Origin of the sequence: Methyloversatilis universalis FAM5 (assembly GCF_000214035.2) — a bacterium.
GTDB lineage: Bacteria > Pseudomonadota > Gammaproteobacteria > Burkholderiales > Rhodocyclaceae > Methyloversatilis > Methyloversatilis universalis.
Map to the genome: position 1 here is coordinate 54,146 of NZ_AFHG01000057.1, position 14,269 is coordinate 68,414.

Annotated in this window: 14 protein-coding genes; 6 read left to right on the forward strand and 8 right to left on the reverse strand. The window is 64.3% G+C overall.

Features of this window, described 5'->3' with window-relative positions:
* Nucleotides 1-6 precede the first annotated feature (6 nt).
* The 7 genes from METUNV1_RS15840 to dnaA form a co-directional block, all read right to left on the reverse strand.
* Nucleotides 7-906, reverse strand: a complete 900-nt coding sequence (locus tag METUNV1_RS15840; RefSeq protein ID WP_008063517.1) for an arylamine N-acetyltransferase family protein — start codon at nt 904-906, stop codon at nt 7-9.
* Between the two features lie 56 nt (nt 907-962).
* A complete protein-coding gene (locus METUNV1_RS15845) occupies nt 963-2,447 on the reverse strand; it encodes an acetamidase/formamidase family protein (protein ID WP_008063518.1) in 1,485 nt (494 codons plus the stop codon).
* Nucleotides 2,448-2,724: 277 nt separating this feature from the next.
* The gene (locus tag METUNV1_RS15850; RefSeq protein ID WP_043360140.1) at nt 2,725-3,063 is read right to left on the reverse strand and encodes a zinc ribbon domain-containing protein YjdM; all 339 of its coding nucleotides are present in this window, start codon (nt 3,061-3,063) and stop codon (nt 2,725-2,727) included.
* On the reverse strand, nt 3,060-3,209 hold the full coding sequence (locus METUNV1_RS19900; RefSeq protein WP_158005295.1) for a hypothetical protein: 150 nt from the start codon (nt 3,207-3,209) through the stop codon (nt 3,060-3,062). Before METUNV1_RS19900 ends, METUNV1_RS15850 begins: the two co-directional genes overlap by 4 nt.
* Before the next feature lie 43 nt (nt 3,210-3,252).
* Nucleotides 3,253-5,751: a DNA topoisomerase (ATP-hydrolyzing) subunit B gene (gene gyrB / locus METUNV1_RS15855; RefSeq protein WP_008063523.1), complete on the reverse strand. Its 2,499-nt coding sequence runs from the start codon at nt 5,749-5,751 to the stop codon at nt 3,253-3,255.
* A 95-nt stretch (nt 5,752-5,846) separates the two neighbouring features.
* Nucleotides 5,847-6,947, reverse strand: a complete 1,101-nt coding sequence (gene dnaN / locus METUNV1_RS15860; RefSeq protein ID WP_081471380.1) for a DNA polymerase III subunit beta — start codon at nt 6,945-6,947, stop codon at nt 5,847-5,849.
* A 247-nt stretch (nt 6,948-7,194) separates the two neighbouring features.
* Nucleotides 7,195-8,640, reverse strand: a complete 1,446-nt coding sequence (dnaA, locus tag METUNV1_RS15865; protein ID WP_043360142.1) for a chromosomal replication initiator protein DnaA — start codon at nt 8,638-8,640, stop codon at nt 7,195-7,197.
* Between the two features lie 378 nt (nt 8,641-9,018).
* Between dnaA and rpmH the strand changes: the two genes are divergently transcribed.
* From rpmH to METUNV1_RS15895, 6 genes are all read left to right on the forward strand, one after another.
* Entirely contained in the window at nt 9,019-9,153 is a 135-nt protein-coding gene (gene rpmH / locus METUNV1_RS15870; RefSeq protein WP_008063530.1) for a 50S ribosomal protein L34, read from the forward strand.
* A gap of 86 nt (nt 9,154-9,239) precedes the next feature.
* Nucleotides 9,240-9,620 carry a ribonuclease P protein component gene (gene rnpA, locus METUNV1_RS15875; protein WP_081471381.1) on the forward strand — a complete coding sequence of 127 codons (381 nt, stop codon included), beginning with the start codon at nt 9,240-9,242 and terminating at the stop codon, nt 9,618-9,620.
* Nucleotides 9,617-9,826: a membrane protein insertion efficiency factor YidD gene (gene yidD, locus METUNV1_RS15880; protein ID WP_008063533.1), complete on the forward strand. Its 210-nt coding sequence runs from the start codon at nt 9,617-9,619 to the stop codon at nt 9,824-9,826. The genes rnpA and yidD overlap by 4 nt, the downstream gene beginning before the upstream one ends.
* Before the next feature lie 32 nt (nt 9,827-9,858).
* A complete protein-coding gene (yidC, locus tag METUNV1_RS15885; RefSeq protein WP_043360148.1) occupies nt 9,859-11,505 on the forward strand; it encodes a membrane protein insertase YidC in 1,647 nt (548 codons plus the stop codon).
* Nucleotides 11,506-11,649: 144 nt separating this feature from the next.
* Nucleotides 11,650-13,011, forward strand: coding sequence for a tRNA uridine-5-carboxymethylaminomethyl(34) synthesis GTPase MnmE (mnmE, locus tag METUNV1_RS15890; protein WP_043360150.1), 1,362 nt, complete (start codon nt 11,650-11,652; stop codon nt 13,009-13,011).
* A gap of 34 nt (nt 13,012-13,045) precedes the next feature.
* The gene (locus METUNV1_RS15895; RefSeq protein ID WP_008063546.1) at nt 13,046-13,807 is read left to right on the forward strand and encodes a sulfite exporter TauE/SafE family protein; all 762 of its coding nucleotides are present in this window, start codon (nt 13,046-13,048) and stop codon (nt 13,805-13,807) included.
* A gap of 39 nt (nt 13,808-13,846) precedes the next feature.
* On the opposite strand, the gene METUNV1_RS15900 is transcribed toward METUNV1_RS15895, so the two are convergent.
* A complete protein-coding gene (locus tag METUNV1_RS15900; protein ID WP_008063547.1) occupies nt 13,847-14,152 on the reverse strand; it encodes a hypothetical protein in 306 nt (101 codons plus the stop codon).
* Between the last annotated feature and the right edge of the window lie 117 nt (nt 14,153-14,269).

Consider the following 14,269-nt stretch of genomic DNA (forward strand, 5'->3'; position numbering starts at 1 on the left):
GCGGCCTCAGTCGGTCGCCAGCGCGCGCAGCCGGGCCAGCAGGTCGGGCTGGTCCGCCACCGGCAGGCCGAACAGGTCCTGCACCGCGGCGATCAGCGCTTCGGCGTCGGGCAGCGTGCGGCGGGCGACGCTGCCGTCAGCCCGGTATTCGGACAGTTCGCGGTTGAACAGCGTCCAGCGCCGGTCGGCACCGGCGCGCGCCAGCATCAGATTGCCGGTGAAAATGGACTGCGGATGGGTGGACAGGAAGTAGCTCGACGCCTCGTAGTCACAGCCGTGCATCGGCAGGCGGCGCACCCGGTACAGATTCTTCCACTCGCCGGCCACCAGCGACTGCAGCCACCAGTAATCGTCGCGTTGCAGCAGGCGGTAGGCGCCGTGCGGCGTGCGCTGTTCGAGCCGGTCTTCCCAGTGCAGACCGGCGGTCACCGTGAGACCGCCGAAACCGACATCGACCAGGCGCGGGCCCTGCGGCGTCGTCACATCCAGCAGCATGTGCGACTGCGGGGTCAGTGCGTCTTCCGGCTGGTTCCACATCACGCGGGCCGCCAGTTCGGTCACCGTGAAGCCCAGCGCCTGCAGCGCATCGGCGAACAGACGCCCATGCTCGAAACAGTAGCCGCCGCGACCCTGCGACAGCAGCTTGTCGGTCACGCTGGCGGCATCGACCGGCACCGGTCGGCTGCGCAGCGGATCGAGGTTCTCGAACGGAATGGCGATGGTGTGCGCCAGTATCAGCGCGTCGAGCGTGCCGGCATCCGGCGCGGGTCGGTCACTGCCGGTCCAGGCGATGCGGGCGAGATAGGCGTCGAGCGGGAAGGACATGGCGGCGGCGATGGAAGACGAAGGCGCGATGATGCCGCGTGCCTCGGCCGCGGCATCATCGAACATGTCACGCCGCGCCATGAAGACTGTGCTGCACACGGCAGGCCTCGGCGCGGGCCGGGCCTGCCGCGTGGCCTTTACAGACTGCCGCCGGAGAACAGTGCCTTGCGGATCACCGCATGCACGCCCCAGTTGCCATCCACCACCTGGGTGACCGCGAAATCGACGCCGACCGACAGCAGCGAGATCGCTTCGTCCTCGCTCAGGCCCTGGGTGTCCATCAGGAAGGTGCGGCTCTTGCGGAAGGCGTCGCGCAGCGCCAGATCGACCGATGACTTGGCGTAGATGTCGCTCTGCGCCTTGTCGCCCAGCTCAGCCAGGTAGTTGGCGAAACTGAAGCCGTGGATCACCCACTCGTCCTGGGTTTCGAGCAGCGGGTATTCGAGCTTGTCCAGCGGTGTGCCGGCGAGATCGGCCTTCTTGTGCAGGATGAACTGGAAGGTGCCGGTCAGCGAGCACTCGATCGCGGTACCGCACAGTTCGGAATCGCCCTGGCCCGCGTGCGGGTCACCGACCGAGAACAGCGCGCCCTTGACCGCGACCGGGTAGTACATGGTGGCGCCCTTGCCGATGCGCCAGTTGTCGATATTGCCGCCGGTATAGCTGGGCGGGATGGAATCGACCATGTCCGCTTCCTTCGGTGCGACACCGGCCACGCCGAAGTGCGGCCGCACCGGTACGCGCACGTTCTTCAGCACGCCGTGGTTCTCTTTCACCGTCGCGTGATCGACGATGACGCCCGGGTAGTCGATGGTCTTGTGCACGACGCCGAAAGGGTCGGTCTGCGGCGTCCACTGGAAGTTGTACACCGCCTGCGCCCAGTTGCGGTCCAGCCCGGCGTCGATTTCGTAGATGGTGATCACTTCGCGGTTCTTCGGCTCGGTGATCAGGTCCTTGTAGTGGAAGCCCCACCAGGCGGCCGCATTGACGCCGAAGCTCTTGCCCTTGTACGCCGGGTTGGCGCTCGGCCGCGGCGCCACATCGACGATGCGCACCTCGAGCACGTCGCCTTCTTCCGCACCCTTCACGTACACCGGACCGGTACAGATGTGCACGCCCAGGCCTTCGCCGGCGCCCCTGCCGAACAGGCTGGCGTCCATCGGCCCGGCGCCGCGCCGGTTCACGCCCTTTTTCTTCTTGTCCCAGTGGAACACGCTCTCGGCGCCCGGGTCGCCCTTGATCATGCGGTCGTAATCGTCACCGGCGTGGTGGGTGAGCGTTTCGATGGTGACGAAATCGCCCGAACTGATTTCCACCTGCGGCTTCAGCGACTTCGAGAAATAGCCCCAGTGCACCGTGTCGGCGCTGGCCGGAATGAAGTAGTGGCTGCGCGTCTGCATCGTGCCGTCCGCCGCCCGCGCGACCGAACTGCCGACCAGACCCGCGCCCAGCGTGCCCAGCCCGGCAGCGATCGACCCTTTCAGAAGCCCCCGCCGCGACGGATCCTTGGGCGCCGGATCGTCGATATGCGGGTCACCGTTGCCATCGACCTCGACGGTCAGATGACCTTTCGAATCGCAGAAACTGCAGTGCTGATGTGCGGGATGTGTGCAGCCGGACATGTGATGCGCTCCTTATCTGGATTGGGATGGAGGCGGAAAGGGTCCTCACCTCGCGCAGCATTCGTGCCAGCCGGAAAGTGCTTTCAGATCAATGGGTAGTAGAGTGGAGGCATGCCCCCGGACGGTGCGGGCGCACTGAGGCGGCGCAGGGCGGGGATAGCCAGCTGCAGGAAAAACGACCGCCCTCGCGTGAGGGCGGAATTACCGATGTCGCAGGTATCGCTGCGGCGCGGCCGATCAATTTCGTGACACCACGAAAATGATCGGCGAGCGCAGGTCACACCTTCTTCACGAACTCCGACTTCAGCTGCATCGAACCGAAGCCGTCGATGCGGCAATCGATGTCGTGGTCGCCCTCGACCAGGCGGATGTTCTTCACCTTGGTACCCACCTTCAGCACCGAAGAACTGCCCTTCACCTTCAGATCCTTGATCAGCGTGACGGTATCGCCGTCCTGCAGCACATTGCCGTGCGCGTCCTTCCACACCCGCTGCTCATCGCCCGCAGCAGCCGCATCCCGGCTCCATTCGTGACCGCATTCCGGACAGATGAGCGAAGCGCCGTCTTCGTAGCTGAATTCGGAATGGCATTGGGGGCAGGGAGGGAGGGTGCTCACGTAGGATTCTGGAAAAAGTGGATCGGTGAGTGGGAAAACGCTTGGATGGCAGCCTGTTCACCAGCTTCATCGGCACAGGTGAAATCACCACGGGGCTTCGCGGTCGTGCCGCCAGTCTGCAGGTCGGGATCGATCTGCCCGCCCATGCGCACCTGAAGCAACGAATCAGGTGCGCATGGATAGCATCAATCACACATCAATATTCCGCGCATTCAGCGCATTGCGCTCGATGAACTCCCTGCGCGGTTCGACGTTGTCGCCCATCAGCGTGGTGAAGATTTCGTCAGCGGCGATGGCGTCTTCGATCTGCACCTTGAGCAGGCGGCGCACGGTGGGGTCCATGGTGGTTTCCCACAGCTGCTCGGGGTTCATTTCGCCCAGGCCCTTGTAGCGCTGCTTGCCGAGGTTGCGTTCGACTTCGTTGAGCAGCCAGTGGGCGGCTTCGCCAAAGGACTTCACGTCCTGCGACTTCTCACCACGCTTGACCACGGCACCTTCGCCGATCAGGCCGGCAACGGTTTCGGCGGCGTTGCGGATGCGCTGGTAGTCGCCTGACAGCAGGAATTCGCCATCGACGTGGCCGACCTTGCGGTTGCCGTGGTGCATGCGCTCGATGCGCAGCTGCCAGCCTTCGGTCTTGTCGTTGTAGTCGGCGTCGAGCTTGACGCTGGCCGGCATGACCTCGGCCAGACGCGTGACGCTGGCGCGGGCGGCGGCTTCGTCGGCGAGGTCGAGCGCGATGTTGTGTTCGAGCAAGGCGCGCAGCAGTTCGCCGTCGGCGTATTCGGCCAGACGGTCGACGATGGCTTCGGCGGTCAGGTACTCGCGCGCCATTTCTTCGAAGGCGGTGCCGGACAGCGGCTCGGCGCCTTCGCGCGGCAGCAGGCTGGCGTCGTCGAAGGCGAGCTTGAGCAGGTACTGGTTCAGCTCGTGGTCGTCCTTCACGTACAGCTCGGTGCGGCCGTGCTTGATCTTGTACAGCGGCGGCTGGGCGATGTAGATGTGGCCGCCTTCGACCAGCTCGGGCATCTGGCGGTAGAAGAAGGTGAGCAGCAGGGTGCGGATGTGGGCGCCGTCGACGTCGGCGTCGGTCATGATGATGATGCGGTGGTAGCGCAGCTTTTCAGGTTTGTACTCGTCCTTGCCGATGCCGGTGCCCAGGGTCTGGATCAGCGTGACGATTTCCTGGCTGGAAATGAGCTTGTCGAAGCGCGCTTTCTCGACGTTCAGGATCTTGCCCTTGAGCGGCAGGATGGCCTGGAACTTCCGGTCGCGGCCCTGCTTGGCGGAGCCGCCTGCGGAATCACCCTCGACCAGGTAGAGCTCGGCGTTGGCCGGGTCCTTCTCCTGGCAGTCGGCGAGCTTGCCGGACAGGCCGAAGGAATCGAGCACGCCCTTGCGGCGGGTCATGTCGCGCGCCTTGCGGGCGGCGTCGCGCGCACGCGCGGCTTCGACGATCTTGCCGCAGATGGTCTTGGCGTCGTTCGGGCGCTCGAGCAGGAAGTCGGCGAGCTTCTGTGCCACGACTTCTTCCACCGCCGGGCGCGCTTCCGACGACACCAGCTTCATCTTGGTCTGCGACGCGAACTTCGGGTCGGGCATCTTCACCGACAGCACGCAGGCCAGGCCTTCGCGCATGTCGTCGCCGGTGATGTCGACCTTGGCCTTCTTCGCGATCTCGTTTTCTTCGATGTACTTGTTGATGATGCGGGTCATCGCCGCACGCAGACCGGTCAGGTGGGTACCGCCGTCGGACTGCGGGATGTTGTTGGTGAAACACAGCACCTGTTCGGCATAGCTGTCGTTCCACTGCATCGCGACCTCGACGTCGATCTGCACGCCGTTCAGCACCGATGCGCCGGCGCTGTAGAACACGTTCGGGTGCAGCACCGTCTTGTTGCGGTTGATGTAGTCGACGAAGCCCTTCACGCCGCCGGAGAAGGCGAAGTCCTCCTCCTTGCCGCTGCGCTGGTCGACCAGCTTGATCTTCACACCGTTGTTCAGGAACGAAAGCTCGCGCAGGCGCTTGGCCAGAATGTCGTAGTGGAACTCGACATTGCCGAAAATCTCTTCGTCGGCCAGGAAGTGCACTTCGGTGCCACGCTTTTCGGTGCTGCCGATGATTTTCAGCGGCGACACCTCGACGCCCTGCTGCACCTCGATCTGGCGCTCGAGCGGCACGCCGCGCTCGAATTCGATGAAGTGCTTCTGGCCGTCGCGCCGCACCGTGAGGCGCAGCCACTTCGACAGCGCGTTCACGCAGCTCACGCCGACGCCGTGCAGACCGCCGGACACCTTGTACGAGTTCTGGTTGAACTTGCCGCCGGCGTGCAGCTCGGTCAGCGCGATTTCGGCGGCCGAACGCTTGGGCTCGTGCTTGTCGTCGAACTTGATGCCGGTCGGGATGCCGCGACCGTTGTCGGTGACCGAAATCGAGTTGTCGGTGTGGATGGTGATGACGATGTCGTCGCAGTGGCCGGCCAGCGCCTCGTCGATCGAGTTGTCGACCACTTCGAACACCAGGTGGTGCAGACCGGTGCCGTCCGACGTGTCGCCGATGTACATGCCCGGCCGCTTGCGGACGGCTTCCAGACCTTCGAGGATCTGGATGCTGCCTTCGCCGTAGCCATCGGCACTCGGAGCGGGCGCAGGATTGGGCGTGTTCGGGTTCTGTGCTTCGTCAGACATGGCGTATTCCGGTACTGCGCACGGGGTGCGCGGGGTCCATCAAAAAACGGAACGCCCGGCACGGGGCCGGGCGGGTACGGCGGGCGGCGCGGGGCTTACACGCGCATCGGCATCACGACGTACTTGAACGCGTCGGTACCGGGCAGCGTGATGAGCGCGCTGCTGTTGCCGTCGTTCAGGCGCAGGCTCAGCGTGTCGCCGCTGACGTTGTTCAGCACGTCCAGCAGGTAGCTCACGTTGAAGCCGATGTCGAGGCCTTCGCCGCTGTAATCGACTTCCAGCTCTTCCACCGCTTCTTCCTGCTCGGCATTGCTCGAAATGAGCTTCAGCGTGCCTGCGGACAGCACGACACGCACGCCCTTGAACTTCTCGTTGGTCAGGATGGCGGCGCGCTGCAGGGCCGGCAGGAAGGTGGCGCGCTGCAGCAGCAGTTCCTTCGGGTGGTCCTTCGGGATCACGCGCTCGTAGTCCGGGAACTTGCCGTCGATCAGCTTGGTGATCAGTTCGACCGAGCCGAAGCGCAGGCGGGCCTGGTTGGCGCCGAGTTCGATGTCGACCGGATCGTCGATGTCGGCCAGCTGGCGGGCCAGCTCGAGCACGGTCTTGCGCGGCAGGATCACGTCCAGCTTGCCGGTGACACCGGGCAGCGGTTCGGACACGAAGGCCAGGCGGTGACCGTCGGTGGCCACCAGACGCATTTCCTCGTCGCCGACCGACAGCAGCAGACCGTTCAGGTAGTAGCGGATGTCCTGCTGTGCCATCGAGTACTGCACCAGCGACAGCAGGCGCTTCAGCGTTTTCTGGCTCAGGCTGATCTTGGTGGTTTCGCCGTCGGCCAGCTGCATGCGCGGATAGTCCTGCGCCGGCAGGGTCTGCAGCGTGAAGCGGCTCTTGCCGGCACGCACCGTGAGCTTGCGTTCGTCGGCGTCCAGGCTCACTTCCTGACCTTCGGGCAGCGCGCGCAGGATGTCCTGCAGCTTGCGTGCGGCCACGGTGAGCGAAGCCGGCTGGGCGGCGCTGATGCTGCCGGTGGAGCGGGTACGGATCTGGATCTCGATGTCGGTGGCGAGCAGGGTGAGCGCGTCGCCTTCGATGTCGATCAGGACGTTGGACAGGATGGGCAGCGTGTGACGCTTCTCAACGATGCCGCTGACCGATTGCAGGGGCCGAAGAAGCTGTTCGCGTTCTATCTTCATTAAGAGCATTTTGTAAACCTCTGTAAACCGTTAACGTCGACCGATTTCTGTGGATAAGGCAAAAAAACGCTTCGAATTCAAAATATTGTGAGCTGTATGGTCTTCTGTATAAGCGGCCATTCCGTGGACGAACAAATGTGGATGAAAGTCGGCCCGTCGCAAAAAGGCGGACTTGTCCACACGCTTGTCCCCTGCGTTCAGACCTGTTTATCCATACACATTCACAGCTTCGTTCACAGCCTGACCTTCACTTGCGCAGCGTCTGTATGAGCACGTGCAGGTCGTGGTTCAGCACTTCATCCTTCAGTCTCAGGTCGGCGATGGTGCGACAGGCGTGCAGCACCGTCGTGTGGTCACGCCCGCCGAAGGATTCGCCGATCGCCGGATAGCTTTCCGGCGTCAGCTCCTTGGCCAGGAACATCGCCACCTGACGCGGCCGCGCGATCGCGCGCGTCCGCTTCTTCGAATACATCTCCGACACCTTGATCTTGTAGTAGTCGGAGACGGTCTTCTGGATGAATTCCAGCGTGATCTGCCGGTTGTGTGCACCGAGCAGGTCCTTCAGCGCCTCGCGCGCCACCTCGACCGAAATCGGCACGGTGTGGAAGTGCGCGAAGGCGATCACCTTCTTCAGCGCGCCCTCGAGCTCGCGCACGTTGCTGCGGATGTTCTTGGCGATCAGGAAGGCAACGTCCTCGCCCACCTTCACCCGCTCCATCTCGGCCTTCTTCTTCAGGATGGCCACCCGCATTTCCAGCTCGGGCGGCTCGATCTGCACCGTGAGGCCCCAGCCGAAACGGGTGGTCAGGCGTTCCTCGACCCCCTGGATGTTCTTCGGGTAGGTGTCACAGGTGATGACGATCTGCTTCTTCGCGTCAGTCAGCGCATTGAAGGCGTAGAAGAACTCCTCCTGCGTGCGCGTCTTGTTGTTGAAGAACTGGATGTCGTCGATCAGCAGCACGTCGAGCGAACGGTAGTAGCGCTTGAAGGCGTCGAAGCTCTTCTGCTGGTAGGCACGCACCACGTCGGCGTAATAGTCGTCGGCATGCACGTAGCGGATGACCGCGTCCGGGTTGTGCCGCATCACCTCGTTGCCCAGCGCATGCACCAGGTGGGTCTTGCCCAGACCCACACCGCCATAGATGAAGATGGGGTTGTAGGACATGCCCGGGTTCTGGGCGACCTGGACCGCGGCGGCGCGGGCGAGCTCGTTGGCGCGGCCGGTGACCAGATTGTCGAAGGTGAAGCCCGGATTCAGGCGCGAGCGGTCCCGCTCGCCACCGCCGTCGATGACGCTGCGGGTCAGGATGGCGGGTGCGGCCACCCGGGTGCTGTCGGTGCTGTCCGCGCGCAGTGCGGCGACGCGGTTCCTTTCCGGTTGTTCGGGCGCAGCGGTGCTGGCCGCCGGAGTGCGCTCGTCGGCGGCTGCCGGTGCCGGAGTGCGCGTGCCGGCTTCGGGCAGGCTGAGCCGGACCGACAGCGGCTGCGAGAAGTACTCGAGCCCCAGTGCTTCGATGCGCGAAAGATAGCGCTCACGGACCCACTGCAGCACGAACCGGTTCGGTGCGACGATGGCCAGCGAGTCGTCTTCGCTCGGGCCGATGCGCAATCCCTTGATCCAGGTCTGGTACTGCTGTGCGGGGAGTTCCTGTTCGAAGCGGCTGAGGCAGACTTCCCAAAACTGTTGCATCATGGTCTGCGTGGTCGCCGGGTCGATGTTCTGAGTTTGCGGGACAGCGTTGCGGAGGCGTCCTGACCCGTTACTGCGCGCCTGTGCCGATCGCTGCGATCGGAGGCGCCGGGTCGGCGCTGCTTTGTATGCTGTTATGAGGGAAGGATTCTAGCGATTTCGGGCCTTCTTATCCACAGGCCCGCACCTCACGAAAGCGGTTGACAGACGCCGCAGGGAGGCCGCTTTGGCGCCGCTTTCGCGCTGAGAGCCCGCAAGGGCGCCGGGCAAAAATATTTTCGGCGCCCGCTGAGCGTCCGCGTGCAAGGTCCGGAAAGGATTGACAAAGCGGGGCTTTTCCGCTGTAATCGCGCGTTTTCGCCAATACCCAGAGAGCACGCCATGAAGCGTACCTATCAGCCGTCGAAAGTCCGTCGTGCCCGCACCCACGGTTTCCTGGAGCGCATGCGCACCCGTGGTGGCCGCGCCGTCATCCGCGCCCGCCGTTCCAAGGGCCGCGCCCGCCTGGCAGTCTGACGCCAGACCCTGCAGTTTCCGGCCGGTTGGCAGGTGAGCCCGACAAGGTGAACCCCCACGCACGGTCCGGAGAGCAGGCTGCCGACATGCACAGCGGCAGTTTCGCGTTCCGTCCCGAATACCGGCTCAGAAAAACGGATGAGTTCTCATCCGTTTTTTCTTTGAGGCGTACCCAGCGCAGTCGACATTTCGTGATCCATCACGGACCGTCCGGCTGCGATGGCGCTCGTCTGGGCGTCGTGGTGGCCAAGCGCTTCCTGAAGCGCGCGAACGCCCGCAACCTGGTCAAGCGCCTGGCGCGGGAAGCATTCCGTCACCAGCGTCCGGCGCTCAAGCCGGTCGACATCATCCTGCGGCTCAACGCCCGTCCGGACGGACTGGACCGCAAGCGCCTGCGCGAAGAAATCGACGCGCTGCTGGCCCGCATGCGTCGTCCCGCCGCCGAGCCGTCGGGAGACCCGGCATGAAATCCGTCCTGCTCGGCCTGATTGCGGTCTATCGTTACGCCATCAGTCCGCTGCTGGGCCGTAACTGCCGTTTCATGCCCAGCTGTTCAGAATACGCAGGCGAAGCCATCCGCCGTCACGGCAGCGTCCGTGGCAGCTGGCTGGCACTGAAGCGCGTGTCGCGCTGTCATCCGTGGCATCCGGGCGGTTACGACCCGGTACCCTGACGCCACCTTCCGACCTTCACACGATTCCGACGATGGATACCCAACGCTCCGCTCTGTTGATCGTTTTTCTCTTTTCCATATTCATGCTGTGGGACGGCTGGCAGCGTTCCAACCAGCCGCCGGCACCGCCGGCTGCTGCGGCCGCGACCGCACAGTCGGCCGGCGCCCAGGCTCCGGTGCCGACCGTGAGTGCGCCGGCGGCACCGTCCGACGTGCCGCAGCAGGCGGCCGTGGTCGCCCAGAAGGCGGCGGTCCGGGTCGAAACCGACCTGTTCATCGCCGACGTGTCGGCCGAAGGCGGTTCGCTGATCCGTCTGGAACTGCTGAAGCACAAGGCGGGGCCGGAATCGGAAGGCAATTTCGTGCTGCTGGACAACGGCGGCAACGGCGGCCATCTCTATCATGCGCAGAGCGGCCTGATCGGCGCCGGCATGCCGACCCACAAGACGGTGTACCAGCTGCCTGAAGGCGAACTGAAACTGGCCGAAGGTCAGGACAAGGTCGAACTGAAGATGACCGCGCCCGGCCCGGACGGCATCACGGTGACCAAGGTGCTCACCTTCCATCGCGGCAGCTACCGGATCGACACCCGTTTCGACATCGCCAACGCGTCTGCTGCACCGGTGGCGGCACATGCCTACTTCCAGCTGCTGCGCGACGGCACCAAGATTTCGAGCGGCACCAGCATGCTGAGCACCTTCACTGGTCCGGCTTTCTACAGCGAGACCGGCAAGTACCAGAAGGTCGAATTCAGCGACATCGACAAGAACAAGGCGAAGTTCCAGAACAAGGCACCGGATGGCTGGGTGGCGCTGGTGCAGCACTACTTCGTGAGCACCTTCGTGCCGGCTGCTGGCGTGGAGCGCGAGTTCTTCGCGAAGAAGGTCGGTGACAACCTGTACAGCGCCGGCGTCATCGTGCCAGTGGCTGCGGCCGCGCCGGGTGCCACCGCCTCGATCGATGTGCCGCTGTACGCCGGTCCGCAGATCCAGTCCAACCTCGACGCGATGGCGCCGGGCCTGGATTACGTGGTCGATTATGGCTGGCTCAAGATCATCGCCTCGCCGATGCACTGGGTGCTGGAAAAGCTGCACGGTCTGGTCGGCAACTGGGGCTGGGCCATCATCCTGCTCACCATCCTGATCAAGGCGCTGTTCTTCCCACTGTCCGCGGCGAGCTACAAGTCGATGGCCAAGCTGCGCCTGGTCACGCCGCGCATGCAGCAGATCAAGGAACGCCATGCCAATGACCGCGTGCGCATGCAGCAGGAAATGATGGAGCTGTACAAAACCGAGAAGATCAATCCGCTTGGCGGCTGCCTGCCCATCCTGGTGCAGATTCCGGTGTTCATCGCGCTGTACTGGGTGCTGCTGGGCAGCGTTGAGATGCGCAACGCACCGTGGATAGGCTGGATCACCGATCTGTCGATCAAGGATCCGTTCTTCGTGCTGCCCATCATCATGGGTGTGACCATGTTCGTGCAGACCAAGCTGAACCCGACGCCGCCGGACCCGATCCAGGCCAAGGTGATGCTGTTCCTGCCGGTCGTGTTCACCGGCATGTTCCTGTTCTTCCCGGCCGGTCTGGTGCTGTACTGGACGGTGAATAACATCCTGTCGATCGCCCAGCAGTGGCAGATCACCCGCATGATCGAAGGTGGCAAGGCCGCGAAGGCCTGACCCACGACCACGCGGCGCAGGGGCGCCGCTCTCCCGGGGTGAGATACTCCGGCGGGGGCGGCGCCCTTTTCACGTCTGCGCCCGCCCTGAAATACCGAGCAGCCGGAGCCGTCTTCATGGGTCGGCTTCGATAAGGACAGATCAATGACCCGACCTATACCGACCGATACCATCGCGGCGATAGCCACCGCACCCGGACGGGGCGGAGTAGGGGTGATCCGTGTGTCCGGCCGTGGTGCCGAAGCAGTGGCGCGCGGCGTGCTAGGGCGGTTGCCCGCTGCGCGCCGGGCGGTGTTCGGCCGGTTCAGGGATGAAGAGGGCGGGGTGATCGATCACGGCATTGCGCTGTGGTTCGAGGCGCCGGCTTCCTATACCGGCGAGCACGTACTTGAACTGCACGGCCACGGCGGTACCGCAGTGCTGCAGGCGCTGCTCGCCCGCTGCCTGGAACTGGGCGCCCGACCGGCGCGCCCCGGGGAGTTCACCGAGCGCGCCTTCCTGAACGACCGCCTCGATCTGGCGCAGGCCGAGGCGGTCGCCGATCTGATCGACGCCACGACGACGTCGGCCGCGCGCTCGGCCATGCGTTCGCTCGATGGTGAGTTTTCCCGTCATGTGCATGGACTGGAAGAGGCGCTGGTCAATCTGCGCATGTTCGTCGAAGCGACGCTGGACTTTCCGGAAGAGGATGTCGAGTTCCTCGAACAGGCCGGTGCGCGCAACAAGCTGGCGGAAGTCATGCAGGCACTCGACCGGCTCCGCCAGCGCGCGCGCTGCGGTGCGGTACTGAGGGAAGGTCTCACCGTGGTGCTGGCCGGTGCGCCGAATGTTGGCAAGTCCAGCCTGCTCAACGCACTGGCCGGCGAAGAGCGCGCCATCGTGACCGACATCGCCGGTACCACCCGCGATACGTTGCGCGAACTCATTTCCATCGATGGCGTGCCGCTGCACGTGATCGATACCGCAGGTCTGCGCGAAACCGATGACCCGGTCGAGCAGGCCGGCATCGCCCGTACGCGCCGCGAACTGGAGCGCGCCCATGCGGTGCTGCATCTGGTCGATGCGTCCACCGGTTTCGATGCGGCGGCGCAGGCGATCGATGCGCAGTTGCCGAGAGGCCTGCCGCGCATCCGGGTGTTCAACAAGATCGATCTGCTCGACATTGCTGCGCGCAGCGAGGTGCGGGACGGTGTCGTGAATGTATGGCTGTCAGTGCGCAGCGGCGCGGGGCTCGACCTTCTGCAGAAGGCTCTGCTCGACTGTGTGGCCTGGCAGGGCGGGGCGGAAGACGCGCTGGCCGCGCGCACCCGTCACCTGCATGCGCTCGATCGGGCGGTCGATCATCTGGAAGCGGCTGGCCGCTGCATTTCGGGTGCCGTGCTGCGGCTGGAACTGTTCGCGGAAGAACTGCGTCTGGCGCATCGCGCCCTGGGCGACATCACCGGCGAATTCACCCCGGACGATCTGCTCGGCGAAATTTTCTCCCGCTTCTGCATCGGGAAATAAGGGTGTTTCACGTGGAACATCCGGTGCTGAACGCGTGCTGACGGATCTCGCGCTGCTCTGTGCCGGCGCCTTCTTCGCCGGACTGGTCGATGCCATGGTCGGGGGCGGCGGGCTGGTTCAAGTGCCGCTGCTGTTCAACGTCTTTCCTGGTGCGTCGCCGGCCACCCTGTTCGGTACCAACAAGGCGGTGAGCATCGTGGGTACCGGCTTTGCAGCCCGGCGCTATCTCGCTTCGGTCGAAATGGATTGGGCGGTGCTGGGTCGCGCGGCACTGGCGGCCTTCATCGCTTCGTACGCGGGGGCGGCGGCAGTTGGTCTGTTTCATCCGCAGGCCTTGCGCCCGGTGGTCATCGTGCTGCTGCTGGCGGTGCTGCTCTACACGCTGAAGAAGAAGGATTTCGGCGTGATGCGCGGCGCGGTCGATCATCCGCCTCGCCATGGCTTAGCGCTGATGCTCGGTGCAGGGATTGGTTTCTACGACGGCTTTTTCGGGCCAGGAACCGGCAGCTTCCTGATCTTCCTGTTCGCACGCTGCTATGCCTGGGATTTCCTGCGGGCGTCGGCCGCGGCGAAGGTGGTGAACGTCAGCACCAATCTGGCGGCACTGTCATGGTTCGTGCCGGCAGGCGCCATCATGCTCAAGGTGGCGGCAGCGATGGCGGTCGCCAATCTTGCCGGCGCTTGGGTGGGCTCTCACCTTGCAATGAAGAACGGCGCAGCTTTCGTGCGCCGTGTGTTCATCGCGGTGGTCAGCGTGCTGATCGCGCGCCTGTGCTGGGACACCTTCGCCGGTTGAGGTGGCGAGGGTGTTCCACGTGAAACATCAGAAGCCGAATCAGAAGCCGATACGGACCGGAGGCAGGATGATGGTGACGCCATCCGGGCGCGGCGCACGATAGTAGCTGTAGGGCGGCGGGCCGTAGTAGGGGTAGGGCGCATACACCGGCGCCGGATAGTAGCCATAGCGGACTGCCGGCGCGTGGTGGTGGTGATGGTGGCGATGATGGTCCCGGTGCTTCCAGTGACCATGCCTGTCGTGACCGCCATGATGGCCGTGGCGACGGTGATCATCCCAGTCGGCCAGCGCACTTCCGCTGAAGGTGAGCGCCAGCGCAGTCAGTGCAGTTCCAAGCGTTTTCATCGCAGTTCTCTGTTGGGGAACACGCCCTTACGATAGGGCTGCCGGTCGCTTAGTGCCGTAAGCAACTGTAAGGCAGTGAAACCGTGTCAACCCGGCGCCTTTATGTTCGGCGCACGA